Below are 20,097 nucleotides of genomic sequence, written 5' to 3'. Positions count from 1 at the left end.
AGGCTTGACTATACAACACCCAAGCAGTTGTATATGAAGCATCATTTGATTCATAAAAGATCAAAGAAACTTGATTTAGTTGTAAAGCTAGTTACAATAACCAACTCAAATGTTCTTCTGTTAAACTCATTTGGAACAAAGTAAGGCATACCCATAAGACCCGAAAAAGTCCATAACAGTTTGCTGGCGACAATAGCAAGAGTGAACCACCTGATCCCTTCCCGAACTCAGAAGTGAAACCTCTTAGCGCTGATGGTAGTGTGGGGTTACCCATGTGAGAGTAAGTCATCGCCAGCTTTTAATTCTTAAAACACCCTCAACTAAAATGTTGAGGGTGTTTTTTTATGCGTAAATCAAAGAAAATAATGTTGATAATCAGTTTAATACAAGAATAGAGTAAGGATGTTGAAATGGAAAAAGAAATATATATACTTTTAGGCGCTACGATTACTGCTTTGTTTGGTTATATCGTTGCGCGTTATACTAGTGGAATTCAATTAAAAATAGCACAAAAAAATTCCGAGAAAGATATTCAGCTTCAATTGGATCGTTTAGCCAATGAGCGATTAAAGGATGAAGTTTCTTTAGAACGGGAAAAATTGGAGATATTGCATAAAATTCTCTCAATCATTTCTTTTGAAAATTCACAAACCATGAGCTATATCAAATTACCAGAGACTGAACTTACAGATTTCCGTAAAAGATATATTGAAAACTGTAATCGTCTTCATGATGCACATGCAATAACAGATTTATATTATCCCGAAATGTCTGATTCAATAAGAAAAATATTTGGTCAAGCAAACTGTTTTTGGGGGTATCAGGAAAGTGTTATGCAAATTGACATTAAAGCAAATAACCAAGGATGGCACGAAAATCTATCAAAAGTTTTAGAAGCTGGTAAGGAGATTAATCAACATGTACAAAATCTACAATATAGGATTGCTGAAAGAGGTAGAGAGCTTAACAAAGCTCTAAAACTAGTCAACTTTTAAAAGTATTGATTCAATGTTAATGATAAGAAATATTGAGTTATTACTAATAGCCACTTATCCCAATCATTTCTCAAAGGGAGTGGGAGCATCAAGAATATGATGAAGATTCAATCTCGTTTTTTTATTTATAGAAGATTTTAATAAATAATTGAATACAAAAAGAAAACCCCATCATCCTGATGGGGTTTTCTTCGTATTGGTGTGTTAGATCTGACTCCTGTCGAATCTCACGTTCCTGATGCTCAGACACTTGGTTATTGTTGTTTTGTCTGGGAAACTTCCTGTTCCCGATAACGATAGAATAGGTGAATTTAAAGCAGCCGTATATTCGCTAAGTTCGGCAGAAGTTGTAGGTAAATGCTTACATTGAACGGATTAGAAAATTGCTGTTAACAATTTAAATAAGCATTTACTCGTGGATATTATGCAAAATTCCATGCTGAATGAAAGCATTGGCTAGATAAAAAGTAATGCTTAACTAGGTATTTAGTTTCAATCCAACAAGCTCATGACATCATCTTCAGACAATTTCACTTCATTTTCATGATCAATACTCAATACAGATTTGGCAAGATCAGCTTTATTTTTCTGTAAGGCTAAAATCTTTTCTTCGATACTTTGGTTGGTAATCAGTTTATAAACAAAGACAGGTTTGTCTTGACCGATTCGCCATGCACGATCTGAAGCTTGATCTTCAGCAGCAGGGTTCCACCATGGATCAAAGTGAATTACAGTGTCCGCAGCAGTTAGGTTTAGTCCAACGCCACCCGCTTTTAAACTGATCAGGAAAACAGGAATTTCTCCTGATTGGAATGCAGTAATCACTTCATCACGTTTTTTGGTTTGTCCTGTCAATTTTACATTTCGAATATTTAATGCTTTTAAATGTTCTTCAATGAGTTGAAGCATGGTTGTGAATTGAGAAAAAATTAAAATCTTGCGTCCTTCTTCAACCATGCCTTGGACCATTTCTAATAAATGATCCAACTTAGCAGATTCGACATTTTGATTTTTAATTTGATCAAGCTGTAAAAGGCTAGGATGGCAACATACTTGTCGAAGTTTGAGTAAGGCACTCAAGATCTGGATTTGACTACGATGAAAACCTTTGGCTGCAATGAGTTCTCGGATATTCTTTTGCATTGTTGCACGAACAGCCTCGTAGAGTTTAGATTGCTGTTCATTCATGTCAATATTGACTTCAATTGTGGTCTTTTCTGGAAGTTCTTTGGCAACTTCTGTTTTTAAGCGGCGCAACATAAATGGTTTAATACGTGAAACAAGCTTAACTTTTGTTGGAATATCAGCATGCTTTTCAATAGGATTTCGATATTTTTTATTAAATAATTCTTGGCTATAAAGAAAACCAGGCATAAGGAAATGGAATAAAGACCATAATTCACCTAAGTGGTTTTCCATCGGTGTTCCAGTCAAACACAGACGATGTTTAGCCTTAATTTGACGAACTACTTGAGATGCTTTAGCCCGTGGATTTTTGATGTTTTGTGCTTCATCCAGAATCAGTAAATGGTACTGGTGTGGCAATAAAAATTCTTCATCACGACCAATTAATGGGTAGGTACTTAGTACCACATCCGCATTGTTAATATCTTGAAAATATTCCAAGCGATCTTGACCTTGAAGGACTAAAACCTTTAATTCAGGGGTGAATTTTTCAGCTTCTTTACGCCAGTTATGCATTAAAGATGTGGGTGCAATAATCAAGGCTGGGCGTTGTTTCAATCGCCCTGCTTGTTTTTCTATCAGTATATGCGCAAGTGTTTGAGCTGTTTTACCTAAGCCCATGTCATCGGCGAGGATACCGCCATGTTCAGTTTCACGTAAAAACTGTAACCATGCTAAACCTTGCTGTTGATAAGGACGTAATTCTCCTTGAAAGCCTTCAGGTGTCGCAATTTGATGTTGATAACTACTTTGCAACTTCTCAGCAAATATTTGTAACCGTTCGCTACTTTGCCACGGCATGCCCAAATGATGTTGTAAATCCAAAAATTGTGCAGCATCGTATTGGTCTAATGAGGCAGACTCTGGATGGCGTAAAATTTCTTTCAGATAAATCAAAATAGGTTTGATGTCCTGAACCTTTAACGCCAATTGAGACTGAGCTTCTCTTAAATGAACAATGAGAAAACTTTCATCCTTCATTTGTGCAATATAATCATCTTCTAAGAGATGAGGATTATGTTGAATGGCGTAGCCCAATAAGTCGATTAAATTATAAGTTTGCCCATGTACATCTTGAATGGTTGCGCCAACATTAAACCAATCTTGCTTTTTTTCAGATTCGGTTAAAGATAACTGCAAATTTTGTGTGGCGCGTAAGTTGAATTGGCTATCGGCAGTGTGCTCAACTTTCCAACCGAGAAGTTCAATTTTATTTTCAGGAATCAGTTGATCAATCCATGCAGTAGGATCTGCACAAATAATTGATTTTTCAGTAATGTTATCAAACGCAGGTCTCTTGCTTTTCGGTATTTTGGTGATCCATTGTAGGGATGGAATAGCGTCCATTAAGGTCGCAATATATTGTTTTTCTATGACAAGATCACGTTGTTGTCGTACCGTTTTTTGTTGGACGTTACTGACAAAACATTCATCTGGAAAACCAGCTTTGATTCTTCCAGCTTGGTATTCAAATTCGATTTCTGCAAAAGCATAGTGGTGCATATGACCTAAGCGATCATATTGTGGATGCGTACCAAAGCGTAAAATTGGCGTTGGTTTGCCAGTTAGGATATCTACATTTTGTGTAGATTGAGCTTGTGGAAAATCTTCAAAACATGAATAAGGTTGGATGGCTTGTTGAAATTCAGGCATAAGTTCAACAGGCATCTGAGGCATGTTCAGCAGTTCTTCAATCATTTCACTAGAATATGAAGATTCAAGCGCACCCACTTGGTTTTTGAACAAATCTAAATAGCTTAAAGGGTGAGAATGAATAATATAAATATGTTGTGCATGTTCACCGGTAATTTCTAATTGTTGATCATCAAAAAAATGTGCTTTTAATTTTTCAGTTTGTTGCTCAGGTTTAGATTGCCAATTAAATTCGATTTTATAGTTCTGTTCAGACCAAGTTAATGCTGGTCTTTGTACATCCAGTCCATAACAATCACCACTCAAAATTGCAGTTTTAAGATGTTCCTGATAAATACCCGAAATATCCCATGATGAAGGATAAAAATGGGCATTATTGAAATTTAACTTTGCAAAAAAATAGAGGTGACTAAAGATTTTCTTTTCTTCTGGACTGACTTTTAGGCGTTCATTAAGCACATTGTCATAACTGGTATACAGTGCTGTATCACGAATTTTTCCATCTTTATTATGGCGAGCTTTGTATACGCAAAGTTGCAGTTGAGCCGAATTATTTTTGGCCTGAAAAATATATACCAGTTGATGCGGTGTTTTTTTTGTGGCTGGCTGAATTTGAGCCAATTGTTGTTTAAATTGATTTAACCAAGCTTTTGCTGTGCCATGTGCAGTTTGATTGGCTGTTGCTGAAGTTTGCTCTGAATGGTTTAAATTTTGTCGACTCAGTGCATTCGACATTTCTTGATCATAAAAATAACGGGCTAATGCTGCCGCATGTTTACAATCATAGGCTACAGGACAACTACAGTCGGTATCGACGATCTGATTTTTTAACGGATTATAAATAACTGCCGTTTCATAATAGTCGGTCCCTTGAACTTGTGCCTCTATCACTAAATTGTCACGGTCAGGATAAATTTCTAGAGATTTAAGATCAATTTTTTTGACATAACTCAAGCTTCGTTGAATAGTTGCCGGGCTAAAACGAGATAAAAATTGATTCAGTGTCGCCATTATTTCTAGAGCTAAAAATTAAAATGAAATTATTAAGAGTGTAACGGATTTTTGAAATGGAAGCTGAAATTAATACATGAGTTTTCAGCAAAATTGACATGTTTTTAATTATAAATTGATCATTTCTGCAACTTTAAATGCTTTAAAATCTGTCAGTATAAGTTTTTAAAAATAATGCTGGGAAGCACATCAAGATGAAACATAACCCAATTTACTATACAGATCAGCATTTTGCCTTTGCAGACTCAGTTCGTAAGTTTGTTCAAAAGGAGTTAATGCCACATATCAATGAGTGGGAAGAAGCTGAAACATTTCCAAAAGAACTTTATCAAAAAGCAGCTGAAATTGGCTTGTTAGGCATAGGTTTTGATGAACGCTATGGTGGAATACCTGAAACTGATGCTTTTCATGTCCTTTTATCTTCCATTGAACTTGCTAAAACTGGTTCAGGCGGTTTGTGCGCTTCTTTATTGTCACATTCAATTGGCGCACCGCCGATCAATCATTTTGCTTCAGATGAAATTAAAGAGACAGTGCTGACGCAGATTTTAGCAGGTGAGAAAATCTCCGCTTTAGCCATCACTGAACCATCTGGTGGCTCAGATGTCGCGGCGTTGAAAACTAAAGCACTACGAGATGGTGATGATTATATCGTGAGTGGAGAAAAAACGTTTATTACTTCGGGCATTCGTGCAGATTACTATACGGTCGCTGTACGTACGGATGTAGATGCCAAAGGTCCAAATGGTATTTCAATGTTATTGATTGATGCGCATAGCAAAGGCATTAGCAAGTCAAAATTGGACAAAATGGGGTGGTGGGCTTCAGATACTGCGCATTTACATTTTGACCAAGTCCGTGTTCCAGCACATCATTTATTAGGTGCTGAAAACATGGGGTTTTTGGTAATTATGAATAACTTTAATATGGAACGATTTTTTCTTGCTGCCAGTAGTTATGGTTTTGCATTAACTTGCTATGAGGAGGCCTTGGAATGGGCACGAGAACGTAAAACCTTTGGCAAGCGTTTGTTAGACCATCAGGTGGTTCGTCATAAACTTGTGGATATGGCGACTCGTCTTACCACCACACTGGTTTTATTGGAAGATACAGCTTATCGTCTGGGAAAACCTGAAATGCAGGGTAATGAATTGATTGCTCAAATCTGTATGCTAAAAAATGTGGCAACGCAGACCATGCAATTTTGTGCAGACGCAGCTGTACAAACTTTGGGGGGGATGGGGTTTATGCGTGGAACGAAGTCTGAACGTATTTATCGTGATGTTAAAGTGAATATGATTGGTGGAGGCGCAGAAGAAATCATGAAAGATCTCGCCAGTCGTCAATTGGGCTATTAGAATTTGAGTAATTGGTTAAGATAGTATTGTATGGAAAATAAAGTGTCATAAAAATAATCAGGGAACAACAAGAGATGGATCATTTAAATAACCCGATTTACTACACCGCTGAACATCGTGCATTTGCTGACAGTGTGAAGAAGTTTGTGGAAAAAGAAATCAGCCCTTATGTCAATGAATGGGATGAGGAGGGAAGTTTTCCACGAGAACTTTATCAAAAAGCTGCATCCATAGGACTACTGGGTTTAGGGTTTGATGAAGATCATGGAGGAATACCAGATGCAGATGCATTTCATGTGTTCCTTGCAGCAGTTGAAACAGCTAAAGCGGGTTCAGGCGGGGTACATATCTCACTGATGATTCATACCATTGGAACGCCTCAGATCCATTATTTTGCACAGCCTCATATTCGTGACCAAGTGATGCCACAAATTATTGCAGGCGAGAAAATTTCTGCGCTGGCAATTACTGAACCTACTGGTGGTTCAGATGTTGCTGCCTTACAAACTAAAGCGATACGAGATGGTGACTTTTACCTGCTCAGTGGAGAAAAAACCTTTATTACTTCAGGCATGCGAGCTGACTATTACACCGTTGCTGTAAGAACCAATCCAGAAATAAAAGGTGCCAATGGAATTTCGATGCTATTGGTGGATGCGCATAGTGAAGGTATTAGCAAATCTTCGTTAAAGAAAATGGGGTGGTGGGCTTCAGATACTGCCCATTTGCATTTTGATCAGGTCAAAGTACCTGTAGAAAATCTTCTAGGAGAAGAAAACGCAGGTTTTAAAGTGATTATGAAAAACTTTAATATGGAGCGTTTTTGGTTAGCTTCTATGGCATATGGTTATGCGTTGGTATGTTATGAAGAAGCTTTACAGTGGTCTAAAGATCGAAAAACTTTTGGTAAACGCTTGGTTGATCATCAAGTGGTACGTCATAAACTGGTGGATATGGCAACGCGTTTAACCTATACGCGTGCACTTTTGGAAGATACAGCTTATCGTATGGGTAAAGCTGAATTACAGGGAAGTGATTTAATCGCACAGATTTGTATGTCGAAGAATGTTGCAACACAATGCATGCAATTTTGTGCAGATGCCGCGGTACAGACGCTTGGTGGAATGGGCTTTATGCGTGGAACGAAGTCTGAGCGAATCTACCGTGAAGTGAAGGTTAATATGATTGGCGGTGGTGCAGAAGAAATCATGAAGGATTTGATCAGTAAGCAGTTGGGGTTTTGATATCTTTAAATAAACAGATTATTTTATTTTAGGAATTTGATTATTATCGTGTTTTTGATTTATATTTTTTTGTCTTTAACAAGATTGGATCAACATCAATTTTTGCTAACGAAACTTTATAATCTAGAGCCAGCAATGTTTTTAAGGCATTTTTTAATGTAATTTTTGAAAAAAAAGGAAGTTCGTTGGGAATAACTTTTTGTGTGGCTATAGCATAGACAATAGTATACTTTCTAGCATCGGGTTTAATTTGGGGATCAGTTAATTGAATCGATTTAGGAAGTTTTGGGTTTAGTTGCCCTCTATACCAATTATCTTTTACGAATGCTTCAGCTGCAACAAAACCTTGAGAAAACAAATGGCTTAATGTGCTTGAACTTCGATATAATTTGACATGAATGAATTCACTGCCATTTCTAATTAGATCACAGTGTTCAAGTTTGTCATATGAACCACCAATTTTGATATTATTTTTATCCATTAAGCAGAAATTGGGTTCAGTTTTGGATACGTGAGTATTATACTCTTCTTCTCTATCATGATTATATACAGGAAATTTGAAGGTATAGTCATGTAAAGACTCTTCAAGATATCTATCTACTGAATTTACAAAATCTGAGTGTGCTTTATACCAAATCCCATTTCTCAATATATACTGATCTGTACCATATTTTATTTCAGCATATAAGCAACGATATACAGACCATTTTTTTATAGATTGGTATTCATTGTTATTAACGTGAATAGTTGTATTTTTCATTATTTCTACTGTTGGAATATTATCATTTAAGTACTCTAAAAAATCTTTAAATGACAAAACAATAAATCGTGGTGTTTTTTGACGCATATCAAATGAATAACCTATTTGGTTTTCCCAATCAATTATTTCAGGTTCTCCTAACCAAAAGTTTTCATGTTTATTTGAACTTAAATAAACATCAAGTTCAAGATCAAGAATTTCAATTTCATCTAAATCTCTAACACGATGAATATTTTCTACCCAACTGAACTTATTAGGTAAATTCATTTTGTAACGTTTGATAGATTCTTTTAAAATTCTTGGAATATCTTCTAGGTTTGTTTCAACTGCAATTGTTAAAGCATCACGTCCCGTTACCTGACTACCGAATTCGTTTACTATCGATACTCCTGTAATCGCGTATAGCATTTCCATTTCAGAATCTAAGTGTAGATTAAAAATATCTACATCTAATGTACTTTGGGTTCTCGAATTTAATGGATTTAAATCATAGCTTGCTTTATCTAAACTTCTTAACTTATCAGGATCTACTGAGTTTAATGTAACTTTGAGCCCAAAATCACGTTCAATAGCTTCTAATCTTAAAAGATGAAAACCTGTACCGAAAGTAAGTATGAAAGTTGAATCTAACATTCTTATTATTAAGATAGCTCCAACATTTGAACTGAAACCAAATTCAGAGGATGGAACTAATCCATTATCAGTAAATAACTTTGTCCAAGGAGGAGTAATCTTTGGTGAATATTTTTTTATATATAAAATTGCCGAATCAATGTTTGGTAAATCAATTCTAATAGGTGATTGAGTATTCTCAAGTTTTATTAAATGAGAATCTTCTTTTTGCCCATCACGTGCAAGATAAATAGATAATTTTTCTTTACGCTTTTTTTCTGTTTCCATTTTGTGTTAGTTTTTCAGTTTTCAATTAACTAAATATAATTGTTATTAAATATTATCAAATAATAAAAATAAAATAAATTGTAACTATTATTAAATAATACTGTGAGTATATTTATTTCAAAGCCATATTTAGAACAGTTTCAGTCAACTCATCCATTGTCATTTTACCGTTGGGCTTATACCACGTCACTGTCCAAGCAATTGCACCTCCCAATAAGCGACGCCAAATAAAAGCATCATGTTGGACTTTATTGAGTTCACGTAGCTTTTCAATCACAGTCAGCCAAATATCTTCATAAGCATTGCGAAGTTTAAGCAACTCATCCTGTCTTGGTTTAGATAAAGCAAACCATTCATAAACCAGAACAGCCATCGCTGAACCTGTATCGCCGCTAATAGAGATCAGTTCAGCTTTAATTAAGTGTTTCAATTGTTGCTCAGGATCATCTGATATTTTAATCGCATCCAACAGACGAGCATGATTATAAATAATGGTCTGTTGCATCACATGGGCAAGAATATCATCCTTACTTTTAAAATGATGAAACAAGCTACCTGATTGAATTCCAATAAAATTGGCTAACTCACGCACAGTTGTTTTGGCATAACCTTGTTTGTGAAAAAGGTAAGCAGCACCCAGCAATAAACGACCTCTAGGGCTGTCATCAAAACAGGCAATCGGTTGAATATCATTGATTGAATTAGCGATCATCGGATCATTTTTTTCCATAAAGTTAAGCCATTTTTTTATTGTTTGAAATGCGTTTTAACACATTTGCCAATTCAGGATAACATTTTGCACTTTACAAACCAAGCGCTTGCTTGGTAAATTGATGCATAAATTTTATTCAGAACAATCAAAACAAGATAGGTGTGAAAATGGACGATCAGCGTATTGTGAAAATTGGATGTGCCTCAGGTTTCTGGGGCGATACCAATACTGCCGCATTTCAACTGGTACATATGTCTGACATTGATTACCTTGTGTTTGATTACCTTTCTGAAATCACCATGTCAATCATGGCAAAAGCGATGATGGTCAATCCTGAGCATGGCTATGCTTTAGACTTTGTTAGTCGCGTGATGACACCATTACTTAAAAAAATCAGCGATAAAAATATTAAAGTGATCAGCAATGCAGGTGGTGTGAATCCTTTGGCTTGTCGTGATGCTTTGCAAAAAGTGATTGATGCTCAAGGCTTAAATTTAAAAATTGCTGTGGTATTGGGAGATGACTTACTCGCTCAACAGACCACTTTAAAAGCACAAAATATTCAAGAAATGTTTAGTGGAGAAAACTTACCCGATCAGCTTGCAAGTTGTAATGCCTATCTCGGTGCAATTCCAATTTGCGATGCTCTTGATCAAGGCGTAGATATTGTGATTACAGGACGGGTGGTGGACTCTGCTGTCGTACTTGCACCCTTATTGCATGAATATCAATGGTCTTTTGATGATTATGACAAACTTGCCCAAGGTGCTTTGGCTGGTCATATCATTGAGTGTGGTGCGCAATGCACAGGGGGGAATTTCACCGATTGGCGTTTGGTCCAAGGTTTTGACAATATGGGATTTCCGATTGTTGAAGTTAAATCCGATGCCTCATTCATTGTAACTAAACCCAAAGGTACAGGGGGACTGGTTTCGACTGCGACAGTTGCTGAACAAATTGTTTATGAAATCGGTAATCCTCAAGCCTATTTACTACCCGATGTCACTGCGGATTTTAGCCAAGTAAAATTACAACAACTCGAACAGGATCGGGTTTTGGTTATTGGTGCAAAAGGTCGAGCGCCCACTCAGCAATATAAGGTCAGTGCAACTTACCCAGATGGATATCGGGTGTTGGTAAGCTTTTTGATCGCAGGGCGTGAAGCACCAGAAAAAGCTCAGGTGATTGCAGATGCGATCCTTAATAAATGCGAACGTGTTTTAGCTTTACGTTCAGTGCCGCCATTTTCTGAAAAGTCTGTTGAGATATTGGGCACTGAAAGTACTTATGGGGGCAATGCAAAACCTATTCAAAGCCGTGAAGTCGTGGTCAAAATTGCAGTAAAACATATGTTTAAAGAAGCATGTCTGTTTTTTGCTTCGGAAATTGCACAAGCATCTACAGGAATGGCACCTGCACTGGCAGGCATCGTTGGTGGTCGCCCTAAAGCCTCACCCGTGATCAAACTCTTTTCATTCTTAGTGGACAAATCAACACTCAATATAGAAATAGATATTGCTGGACAGCGCCATAAAGTTGAAATTCCATCAGGTTCAAATGAACAGACCTATGATGTATTGCCTGTTGGAGACATTGCCCAATTCTCAGGTCAGGAAATAACGGTTCCTTTGGTTGAAATCGCTCATGCGCGTAGTGGAGACAAGGGTAACCATAGCAATATTGGGGTGATTGCACGTCAAGCTGAATATTTGCCTTGGATTCGTGCCAACTTGACTGAAGAAAATGTCAAAGCATATATGCAGCATGTGTTAGACCCAGAAAAATCTCAAGTGATTCGTTATGAAATCCCCGGATTGAATGCGCTGAATTTTATGCTGGAAAATGCACTGGGTGGCGGTGGAGTTGCCAGTTTACGTATTGATCCGCAAGGCAAAGCTTTTGCACAACAACTGTTGGATATGCCTGTCAAAATTCCTACACATTTAAAGCCCGTCTAAGTTTCTGGCAAGGTGGAATTCTTTGCCTTGACCAAGCAGAGGCTAAGGAAATAAGCAATCTAAAAGAAAACAAATTGGAAATAAAACAATGCATTATCACTCAATATTTAGATCGGATGCTTTTCAAGATAAAGTCATTATTGTGACAGGTGGTGGCTCTGGTATTGGTCGCTGTACTGCGCATGAGTTGGCATCTTTAGGTGCTCAAGTTGTTATTACTGGGCGGAAAATTGAAAAGCTCAATAAAGTGAGTCAAGAAATCATTGAAGATGGTGGGAAAGTACATCAGATCGTTTGCGATAACCGTGAAGAACAACAAGTCAAAGACATGATTGCTGAAGTGATTGAAAAATTTGGCAAACTTGATGGTCTGGTGAATAACGCAGGTGGGCAATTCCCTTCAAACTTAGAAGGTATTTCAGCCAATGGATTTGATGCCGTGGTACGTAATAACTTGCATGCCACTTTCTACTTAATGAAAGAAGCATATAACCAGTGGATGGCAAAACATGGTGGCAGTATTGTCAATATGGCAGCCGATATGTGGGGAGGCATGCCAGGGATGGGACACTCAGGTGCAGCCCGTTCTGGTGTGGATAATTTGACCAAAACAGCGGCTGTTGAATGGGGACGTTCAGGTGTTCGGGTGAATTGTGTTGCACCAGGATGGATTATTTCATCAGGAATGGATAATTATTCAGGTGATTTTGCCAAATTTATTATTCCAAGCTTGGCAGGTAATGTGCCACTCAAACGGATGGGAACAGAGTCCGAAATTTCTTCAGCAATCTGTTATTTGCTCTCAGAAGCGGCAGGTTTTATTTCTGGAGTTACGCTCCGTATCGATGGAGCAGCTTCTTTAGGGACGCGCATGTATCCATTGGCGGATGCTGTGAATAGCGAATCATTCAATGGCTTCCATCGTGCTTTTATTCCAGATGTACTCAAAGAACAATTAGGCAATTCATCAAATAACTCAACAATAGGAGAAAACACATGACTGTTCTCCAATCCGAAATTGCAGTTGGCAGTGAGCAATTTGAACAGAATAAACAAGCATTATTGAATCAAATTGCTGAAGTGCGTGCAGTTCAAAATAAGAATATTGAAAAGTCTTATGCTGCCAAAGCTAAATTTGATAAAAAAGGCAAAATTTTACCACATGAGCGTGTTCGTCTAGCCTTAGATGTGGATTCCCCTTTTGTTGAGTTGTGTGGTTTAGTCGGCTACGGCATGCATGATGATAAAGATGGATCTGATGCAGGAGGGGGCATTATTTCAGGGATTGGATTTGTCAGTGGTGTTCGTTGTCTGATTTCTGCAAGCAATAGTGCGATCAAAGGTGGGACGATGTCTCCGATGGGAGTTCAAAAAACCTTACGCCTACAAGCGATTGCTTTCGAACAAAAATTACCGATGCTGACCCTGACCGAAAGTGGCGGTGCAAATCTCAACTACGCGGCTGAAGTATTTACCTATGGTGGAATGACCTTTGCCAATCAAGCCCGACTTTCTGCGGCAGGTCTCCCCCAAGTCTCAGTAGTACATGGCAATGCAACAGCAGGTGGGGCATATCAACCGGGCTTATCTGATTATGTGATTGCTGTGCGCAAACAAACCGAGATGTTGCTTGCAGGTCCTCCTTTGCTTTTGGCCGCTACAGGTGAGGTTGCCACTGCTGAAGAACTTGGTGGTGCGGAAATGCATGCACAGGTTGCTGGAACGGCTGAATTCTTGGCTGAAAATGATGCAGATGGAATTCGTATTGCACGTGATGTATTTGAACATCTCAATTGGAAAGAGCAAACGCAAAAACTCAATTTAAATTATCAAGAGCCACGTTACCCTGCTGAGGAATTGCTCGGCATTATTCCTGCAAATCCCAAACAACCTTTTGATATGAAGGAAGTGATTGCACGGATTGTCGATGATTCTGATTTCTTCGAAGTGAAGCAAGAATATGATGCATTGACCGTGTGCGGTTGGGCAAAAATTGGTGGATTACACATTGGTATTATTACCAATAATGGACCGATTACTCCGCAAGGGGCAACCAAAGCCGCTCAATTCATTCATCTCTGCGAGCAAACCAAGCGTCCTTTACTGTTTTTACATAACACCACAGGTTTTATGGTTGGAACAGATGCAGAACAAAATGGCATCATCAAACATGGTTCGAAGTTGATCCAAGCAGTAGCAAATACGACGGTCCCAAAAATCTCAATTGTTGTTGCGGGGTCATATGGCGCAGGAAATTACGCCATGTGTGGTCGTCCACTGTCACCACAATTTATCTTTGCATGGCCAAACTCACATGTGGCAGTCATGGGTTCTGCTCAAGCAGGTAAGGTGCTACGGATTGTGGCTGAAGGCAAACAGAAAGCTTCAGGCATGGAGCCGAATGAACAGATGTTAGACTTTTTGGAACAAAGTACAGCCGCAAAATTAGAACAACAGTCTACCGCCTTATTCAATACCGCAATGCTTCATGATGATGGAATTATTGATCCAAGAGACACACGCAAAGTATTGATTTTTTTGCTTGAAACTATTTACGAAGCTGAACATCGAAAATTGAATCCAATACGATTTGGAGTGTCAAGGCTTTAAAAATTCCCCATTGTGGAACTCAACATACCTCACCTTTAAAAAGGAAGAATGTCCCACCTGATCAAAGAAAGGTTGGAGAAATTAGATTAAGGAAAAACAATGAAATTTACACCAGAACATGAAGCATTACGCCGTACCACACGCCAGTTTGTTGAGACCGAACTCAATCCATATATTCCGACATGGGAGGTCGAAGGGCGTTTTCCAATTCATGATGTTTTTAAAAAGCTGTCTGACTTAGGGTTATTGGGAATTTGTAAACCTGAAGAAAATGGAGGGTTGGGCTTAGATTATTCATATAACCTTGTGGTGGCTGAAGAACTTGGGCGTGCAGCTTGTGGTGGCGTACCTTTGGCGATAGGTGTGCAAACAGATATGGCAACCCCTGCTTTGGCACGTTTTGGAAGCAAAGAATTACGAGATGAATTTTTAACTCCTGCAATCGCAGGTGATTATGTTGCCTCTATAGCAGTATCAGAAGTTCATGCGGGTTCAGATGTTGCGGCAATTAAAACCACTGCTAGAAAAGACGGTGATGATTATGTCATCAATGGCAGTAAAATGTGGATTACGAACTCATTACAAGCAGATTTCTTTTGCTTACTTGCCAACACCTCTGATGACAAACCGCATGTCAACAAATCAATGATTATTGTTCCTGCAAAATCCGCAGGCATCTCATTCTCAGAACCTTTAAATAAGCTAGGCATGCGCTCAACCACCACCGCAGAAGTCTATTTTGACAATGTTCGTGTACCACAGCGTTACTTGGTGGGTGCTGAAGGCATGGGCTTTATGATGCAGATGATGCAATTTCAAGAAGAGCGTATGTGGGCGGCTGCCAATGCCATTGGTGGTTTAGAGAATGTCATTCAGCAAACCATTCAATACACCAAAGAACGTAGCACATTTGGACAACCTTTGATCAACAACCAATATGTACACTTTCGTTTTGCAGAGTTAATGACAGAAGTCGAGGCTTTACGTGCTTTAACCTATCGTGCATGTGAAATTCATATTGATGGTGGTAATGCGACTGAAATAGCGTCTATGGCAAAACTCAAAGCAGGGCGTTTAACCCGTGAAGTGGCTGACAGTTGTTTACAGTTTTGGGGTGGCAATGGCTTCATGTGGGATAACCCTGCTTCTCAACTGTATCGAGATGGGCGTTTAGGCTCAATTGGTGGAGGCGCTGATGAAATCATGCTCGGTATTATTTGTAAACTGATGGATATTTTACCGTCTAAGCGTAAATAAATAGGGAGAATATCGATATGACACTTTCAGCATCTCTAGTAGCGCAGGTATTTGATTCAAGTATAGAACTTGAGCAAGAGGGCAGTATTTTAACTTTATGGCTTAATCGACCTGACAGTCGTAATGCAATGAGTTTGAATATGGTTAAAGCGATTCAACAAGTATTCCAAGTCATCGAACAAGATTTATCAATTCGTGCGGTCATTTTACGTGGCAAAGGTGGGCATTTTTGTGCAGGTGGTGACATTAAAGATATGGCACAACTACGTGGCGAGGCAATGAATCTAGGCTCTCATCAACCCTATGTCGATTTTAATCGTCAATTTGGACATATGATTCAACAAGTTGATCAAGCTCCACAAACTGTAGTTGCGGTATTAGAAGGCGCAGTGTTGGGTGGTGGTTTTGGTTTGGCTTGCGTTTCAGATATTGCAATCAGCCTTGCGGATGCCAAATTTGGTTTACCTGAAACTGGTTTAGGTGTGATTCCAGCGCAGATTGCACCTTTTGTAGTCAAGCGTATTGGTTTAACACAAGCACGTCGTTTGGCGCTGTTGGGATCACGTTTTGAAGGTCACACCGCATTGAAAGTTGGTGTAGTACATGAAGTCGTTGAGAATGAAAAAGCATTGGAAGTGTTATTGGTTGAAACCATTCAGCAAATTAAACGGACTGCGCCACAAGCCTCTCGTATGACCAAAGCATTATTGCATCGAACCTTAAATGAGCCTTTAACAGCACTTTTGGATGATGCAGCACAGCAATTTGCGCAGGCTGTCGGTGGAGAGGAAGGCATGGAAGGGACTATGGCATTTATACAAAAACGAGAACCGAATTGGTTTGATAGATAGCCAAGACATTAGGATTGATTTTAAATGAGTGATTTATCATTAGGGGCTGTTGACATTTCATAAATGGCTTGCGTTGTAGATTAAAATTGAGCAGGCAAGGCATGAAACGAAGAGAATAACGAGTCTATTTTCAAGTTTCATAACATAGTCTGAGATAATTTTAGCCACAACCCTTCGGGACTAGTGTGTTTTTTGCCGATTCGTTGTTACGAACTACTTATTTAGAATGACTAAATTTCGTATTTCGTGCCTAGAATCGCCTAAAAAACACACGTAGTCGCAAACATAGACGAATTGTCAACAGACCCTAACATCCAGATAAACAACACAATAGAATATAAAAAATAGGAAAAACGAGAATGGCATTTTCAAAAATATTGGTGGCGAATCGTGGTGAAATTGCTGTTCGCGTAATGAAAACAGCAAAAGCAATGGGCTATCAAACAGTCGCTGTGTATTCAGATGCAGATCGTCATGCACGGCATGTACAGCTTGCAGATGAAGCTGTCTATATCGGTGCGTCAAAGGTTTCAGCATCCTATCTTTCTATAGAGAATATTATCGAAGCATGTCAAAAAACAGGAGCAGATGCCGTACATCCCGGTTATGGTTTTCTTTCTGAAAATACTGACTTTGCCGCAGCGTGTGCTGAAAATAAGATTACTTTTATCGGACCGCCTGCTTCCGCGATTGAATTGATGGGAAGTAAACGACTTTCAAAGATTGCCATGATTCAGGCAGGTGTGCCTTGTGTGCCTGGCTATGAAGGTGATCAGCAAGATATTGAATACTTAGAACAGCAAGCCAATCAAATTGGCTATCCATTGATGGTCAAAGCATCCGCAGGGGGCGGTGGACGAGGCATGCGTCTGGTTCAACAATCAGTCGATATTGTCGAAGCCTTAAAAACAGCACGTTCTGAAGCTGAAAATGCATTTGGTTCAGGTGAGCTCATTCTTGAAAAAGCGGTGATTGCCCCTCGTCATGTTGAAATTCAGGTTTTTGGCGATACACATGGCAATTATGTCTATCTGTTTGAACGTGATTGTTCGATTCAACGCCGTCATCAAAAGGTGGTTGAGGAAGCACCTTGTCCAGTCATGACTGAAAGCTTACGCCAACAAATGGGAGAGGCTGCTGTAGCCGCAGCAAAATCTTGTAATTATGTCGGCGCGGGAACAGTCGAATTTTTATTGGATCAATCGGGTGAATTTTACTTCTTGGAAATGAATACACGTTTGCAAGTTGAGCATCCTGTAACTGAGTTGATTACTGGACTAGATCTCGTGGAATGGCAACTCCGTGTTGCCAATGGAGAAATCCTACCACTTCAGCAATCTGAGTTGAGCTTAACAGGACATGCAATCGAAGTTCGTTTATATGCAGAAGATCCTCGTCAGGATTTTTTACCTCAAACGGGGCGAATATACCGTTGGCAAGCTGCGGAGCTGCCTCATGTACGCATTGATCATGGTTTGCTTGAGCAGGATGAAATTAGTCCTTTTTATGATCCAATGGTGGCGAAAGTCATTGCCTATGGTAAAACCAGACAAGATGCTATTCGGCTGTTGGCGCGTGCTGTAGATGACTGTGTTCTTTTGGGAGTAAACAGCAATAAACAGTTTTTGGTAAATTTGCTTAGACATCCGATCATTGTTAAAGGTGATACCAACACGGCGTTTATTCAAGAGCATTTTCAAACGGATCCAAGTCTACATCCACAAACATTAGCTTTAGAGCATTTGGCTGTCGCAGCAGCACTATTCACCAATGCTGCCAGTCAAAGCAGTTGGAATACAGGGATTGCTTTATCTTTACCGTTGAAATTGAAACATGACGATCAGCATATACAGGTACTGGTAAAACGTGATCAAAACTTAGTGGGTGTTGAAATTTGTGGACAGACCTTTGACATCCACTTGATTGAGCAAAATGCACAACAACTGATTTATGAAACACATTCGGTACGTCGTTTAGTCGACTATGTCTTAGATGGAAATCGATTATATTTAGATGCCGTAAATGGCAATATTGCGGTTGAAAATGTTACTTATGCACCACCAGAAAGTACAGATATTGTTGGGGATGGTAAAATCCGTGCTCCAATGGATGGTGCAATCATCAATATTCTTGTCAATCCAGGAGATACTGTTTCTAAAGGGCAAACTTTATTGATTTTAGAAGCAATGAAAATACAACAGCAGATTAAATCTGATGTGGATGGTGTGGTTGAAGAGGTCGTGGGGCAAGTTGGGCAACAGGTGAAAAAACGACAGCTGGTTTTAAATATTCAGGCTTGAGCTGTTTTAGGTTGAATGATGTTAGTTTGATATAAAACTTCAATATCGTTGGATATTGGAGTTTTATTTTTGCAAAGTAATCTCTTTGTTGTTCCCTTGACAGCTTTTCAGTCTATTGCTATTTTTCGGCAATTCTTATCAATACACAATCCACATGCCCATTGATGATGGCTTTGTTTATCAGCCACCTTTAGACCCACTTGAAATTATTTTTGAAGATGATGATTTTGTCGCCATTCATAAACCTGCAGGTTTGTTATCTGTTCCTGGACGTTTAGCTGAACATCATGACAGTGCTTACTTTCGAATATTAGCGCTATATCCAAATGCCAAAATCACGCATCGTCTGGATATGGCAACTTCAGGCATTTTGCTTTTCGCTAAGCATCGTGATGCTGAAGTGGCAGCCAGTAAAATGTTTCAAGCAAGAACAGTCAAAAAGAATTACATCGCTTTGGTCCAAGGGGAAATCAATAGTAATGGTCAAGTTGATGTGCCACTCATTACTGATTGGGAGAATCGTCCCCGTCAGATTGTGCATTTTGAATTGGGAAAGCCTGCACAAACTTTGTTTGAATCAGTAAGCTATGATGCTGAAAAAGATATCAGCCGAGTATTACTCACTCCGATTACAGGACGCTCACATCAATTACGCGTACATATGCAGTATATCGGACATCCGATTATCCGAGATAAGTTGTATCATCCTGAACCCTTCAATACTGATTTAAATCGTATGGCGCTACACGCAAGTTATTTATCATTTTTACAGCCGTTTACCAATCAGCTTGTGGAAATCGTCTCTAAGCCAGATTTTTAGCCACATTAAATTAACGTGAATTCGATGCAATTAAATATTCAAATCATTGAAAGATAATAAATTTATGTGGATTTTTTCTGGGTTTTCATCCGATTTTGGATGAGGAGCGGAGCTCCGCAAGGGTTCGCCATACTTGTTTTGGCATGAGGAGCGAAGCTCCGTAAGCGCAACCATCAATATAGCTTCATTTCTCTTGATCAATAAAATGAAGGCGATCAATAGATTGTTTGATGATCTAAAGCTTGCACTGCCACGCTTTAGTGCTAAAGTTTAAATTCTTTTGCGTAAGCGATGCCTCACTTTTCAGAGATGAAAAGTGACAAAAATCTTTCGTTGAGCGAGGGGTACATCCTTTACCCCTGCTCAACATGGCGACATTCATGTCGCCTCACGATAGCAAGACCATCAATGATTCAAAAAGTACAAAATAAATGAACCATCCAAATCACTTGTATGAATAATCAGGCGGTTTGACTGTATCAT

At 38.8% G+C, this 20,097-nt stretch carries 13 protein-coding genes and 1 rRNA gene; 11 read left to right on the top strand and 3 right to left on the bottom strand.

Annotation, left to right across the window (positions count from 1 at the left end; all coding sequences use genetic code 11):
* The first annotated feature begins 182 nt into the window (after positions 1 to 182).
* Both rrf and ACINWC743_RS17745 read left to right on the top strand, forming a co-directional pair.
* Positions 183 to 297, top strand: a 5S ribosomal RNA gene (gene rrf / locus ACINWC743_RS17750).
* 113 nt (positions 298 to 410) lie between these two features.
* Entirely contained in the window at positions 411 to 995 is a 585-nt protein-coding gene (locus ACINWC743_RS17745; protein WP_009586409.1) for a hypothetical protein, read from the top strand.
* A 492-nt stretch (positions 996 to 1,487) separates the two neighbouring features.
* Here ACINWC743_RS17745 and ACINWC743_RS17740 read toward each other — a convergent pair whose 3' ends face one another.
* Positions 1,488 to 4,844: a DEAD/DEAH box helicase gene (locus tag ACINWC743_RS17740; protein ID WP_009586407.1), complete on the bottom strand. Its 3,357-nt coding sequence runs from the start codon at positions 4,842 to 4,844 to the stop codon at positions 1,488 to 1,490.
* A gap of 194 nt (positions 4,845 to 5,038) precedes the next feature.
* Here ACINWC743_RS17740 and ACINWC743_RS17735 point away from each other — a divergent pair, with 194 nt between their 5' ends.
* Positions 5,039 to 6,202 carry an acyl-CoA dehydrogenase family protein gene (locus ACINWC743_RS17735; protein WP_009586411.1) on the top strand — a complete coding sequence of 388 codons (1,164 nt, stop codon included), beginning with the start codon at positions 5,039 to 5,041 and terminating at the stop codon, positions 6,200 to 6,202.
* Between the two features lie 74 nt (positions 6,203 to 6,276).
* Complete coding sequence (locus tag ACINWC743_RS17730; RefSeq protein WP_009586412.1) at positions 6,277 to 7,446, top strand: acyl-CoA dehydrogenase family protein; 1,170 nt, start codon at positions 6,277 to 6,279, stop codon at positions 7,444 to 7,446.
* Between the two features lie 43 nt (positions 7,447 to 7,489).
* On the opposite strand, the gene ACINWC743_RS17725 is transcribed toward ACINWC743_RS17730, so the two are convergent.
* Both ACINWC743_RS17725 and ACINWC743_RS17720 read right to left on the bottom strand, forming a co-directional pair.
* On the bottom strand, positions 7,490 to 9,106 hold the full coding sequence (locus ACINWC743_RS17725) for a TIGR04141 family sporadically distributed protein (protein ID WP_009586402.1): 1,617 nt from the start codon (positions 9,104 to 9,106) through the stop codon (positions 7,490 to 7,492).
* A 112-nt stretch (positions 9,107 to 9,218) separates the two neighbouring features.
* Positions 9,219 to 9,818, bottom strand: a complete 600-nt coding sequence (locus tag ACINWC743_RS17720; RefSeq protein ID WP_035301377.1) for a TetR/AcrR family transcriptional regulator — start codon at positions 9,816 to 9,818, stop codon at positions 9,219 to 9,221.
* A gap of 167 nt (positions 9,819 to 9,985) precedes the next feature.
* On the opposite strand from ACINWC743_RS17720, the gene ACINWC743_RS17715 reads away from it, so the two are divergent.
* From ACINWC743_RS17715 to ACINWC743_RS17685, 7 genes are all read left to right on the top strand, one after another.
* Positions 9,986 to 11,776 carry an acyclic terpene utilization AtuA family protein gene (locus tag ACINWC743_RS17715; RefSeq protein WP_009586410.1) on the top strand — a complete coding sequence of 597 codons (1,791 nt, stop codon included), beginning with the start codon at positions 9,986 to 9,988 and terminating at the stop codon, positions 11,774 to 11,776.
* Positions 11,777 to 11,864: 88 nt separating this feature from the next.
* Positions 11,865 to 12,776, top strand: coding sequence for an SDR family oxidoreductase (locus ACINWC743_RS17710; protein ID WP_005031233.1), 912 nt, complete (start codon positions 11,865 to 11,867; stop codon positions 12,774 to 12,776).
* Entirely contained in the window at positions 12,773 to 14,386 is a 1,614-nt protein-coding gene (locus ACINWC743_RS17705) for an acyl-CoA carboxylase subunit beta (RefSeq protein WP_009586408.1), read from the top strand. The genes ACINWC743_RS17710 and ACINWC743_RS17705 overlap by 4 nt, the downstream gene beginning before the upstream one ends.
* Before the next feature lie 99 nt (positions 14,387 to 14,485).
* Entirely contained in the window at positions 14,486 to 15,643 is a 1,158-nt protein-coding gene (locus ACINWC743_RS17700) for an acyl-CoA dehydrogenase family protein (protein ID WP_004830333.1), read from the top strand.
* Positions 15,644 to 15,660: 17 nt separating this feature from the next.
* Complete coding sequence (locus ACINWC743_RS17695; RefSeq protein WP_009586406.1) at positions 15,661 to 16,494, top strand: enoyl-CoA hydratase/isomerase family protein; 834 nt, start codon at positions 15,661 to 15,663, stop codon at positions 16,492 to 16,494.
* Between the two features lie 359 nt (positions 16,495 to 16,853).
* Positions 16,854 to 18,794: an acetyl/propionyl/methylcrotonyl-CoA carboxylase subunit alpha gene (locus ACINWC743_RS17690; RefSeq protein WP_009586404.1), complete on the top strand. Its 1,941-nt coding sequence runs from the start codon at positions 16,854 to 16,856 to the stop codon at positions 18,792 to 18,794.
* 154 nt (positions 18,795 to 18,948) lie between these two features.
* A complete protein-coding gene (locus ACINWC743_RS17685; protein WP_004830330.1) occupies positions 18,949 to 19,614 on the top strand; it encodes an RluA family pseudouridine synthase in 666 nt (221 codons plus the stop codon).
* The last annotated feature ends 483 nt before the right edge of the window (positions 19,615 to 20,097 follow it).

This window comes from Acinetobacter sp. WC-743 (assembly GCF_000335555.1).
Lineage (GTDB): Bacteria > Pseudomonadota > Gammaproteobacteria > Pseudomonadales > Moraxellaceae > Acinetobacter > Acinetobacter bereziniae.
The sequence above is the reverse complement of the archived record's forward strand: the minus strand, read 5'-3'. Positions and strand labels throughout refer to the sequence as shown.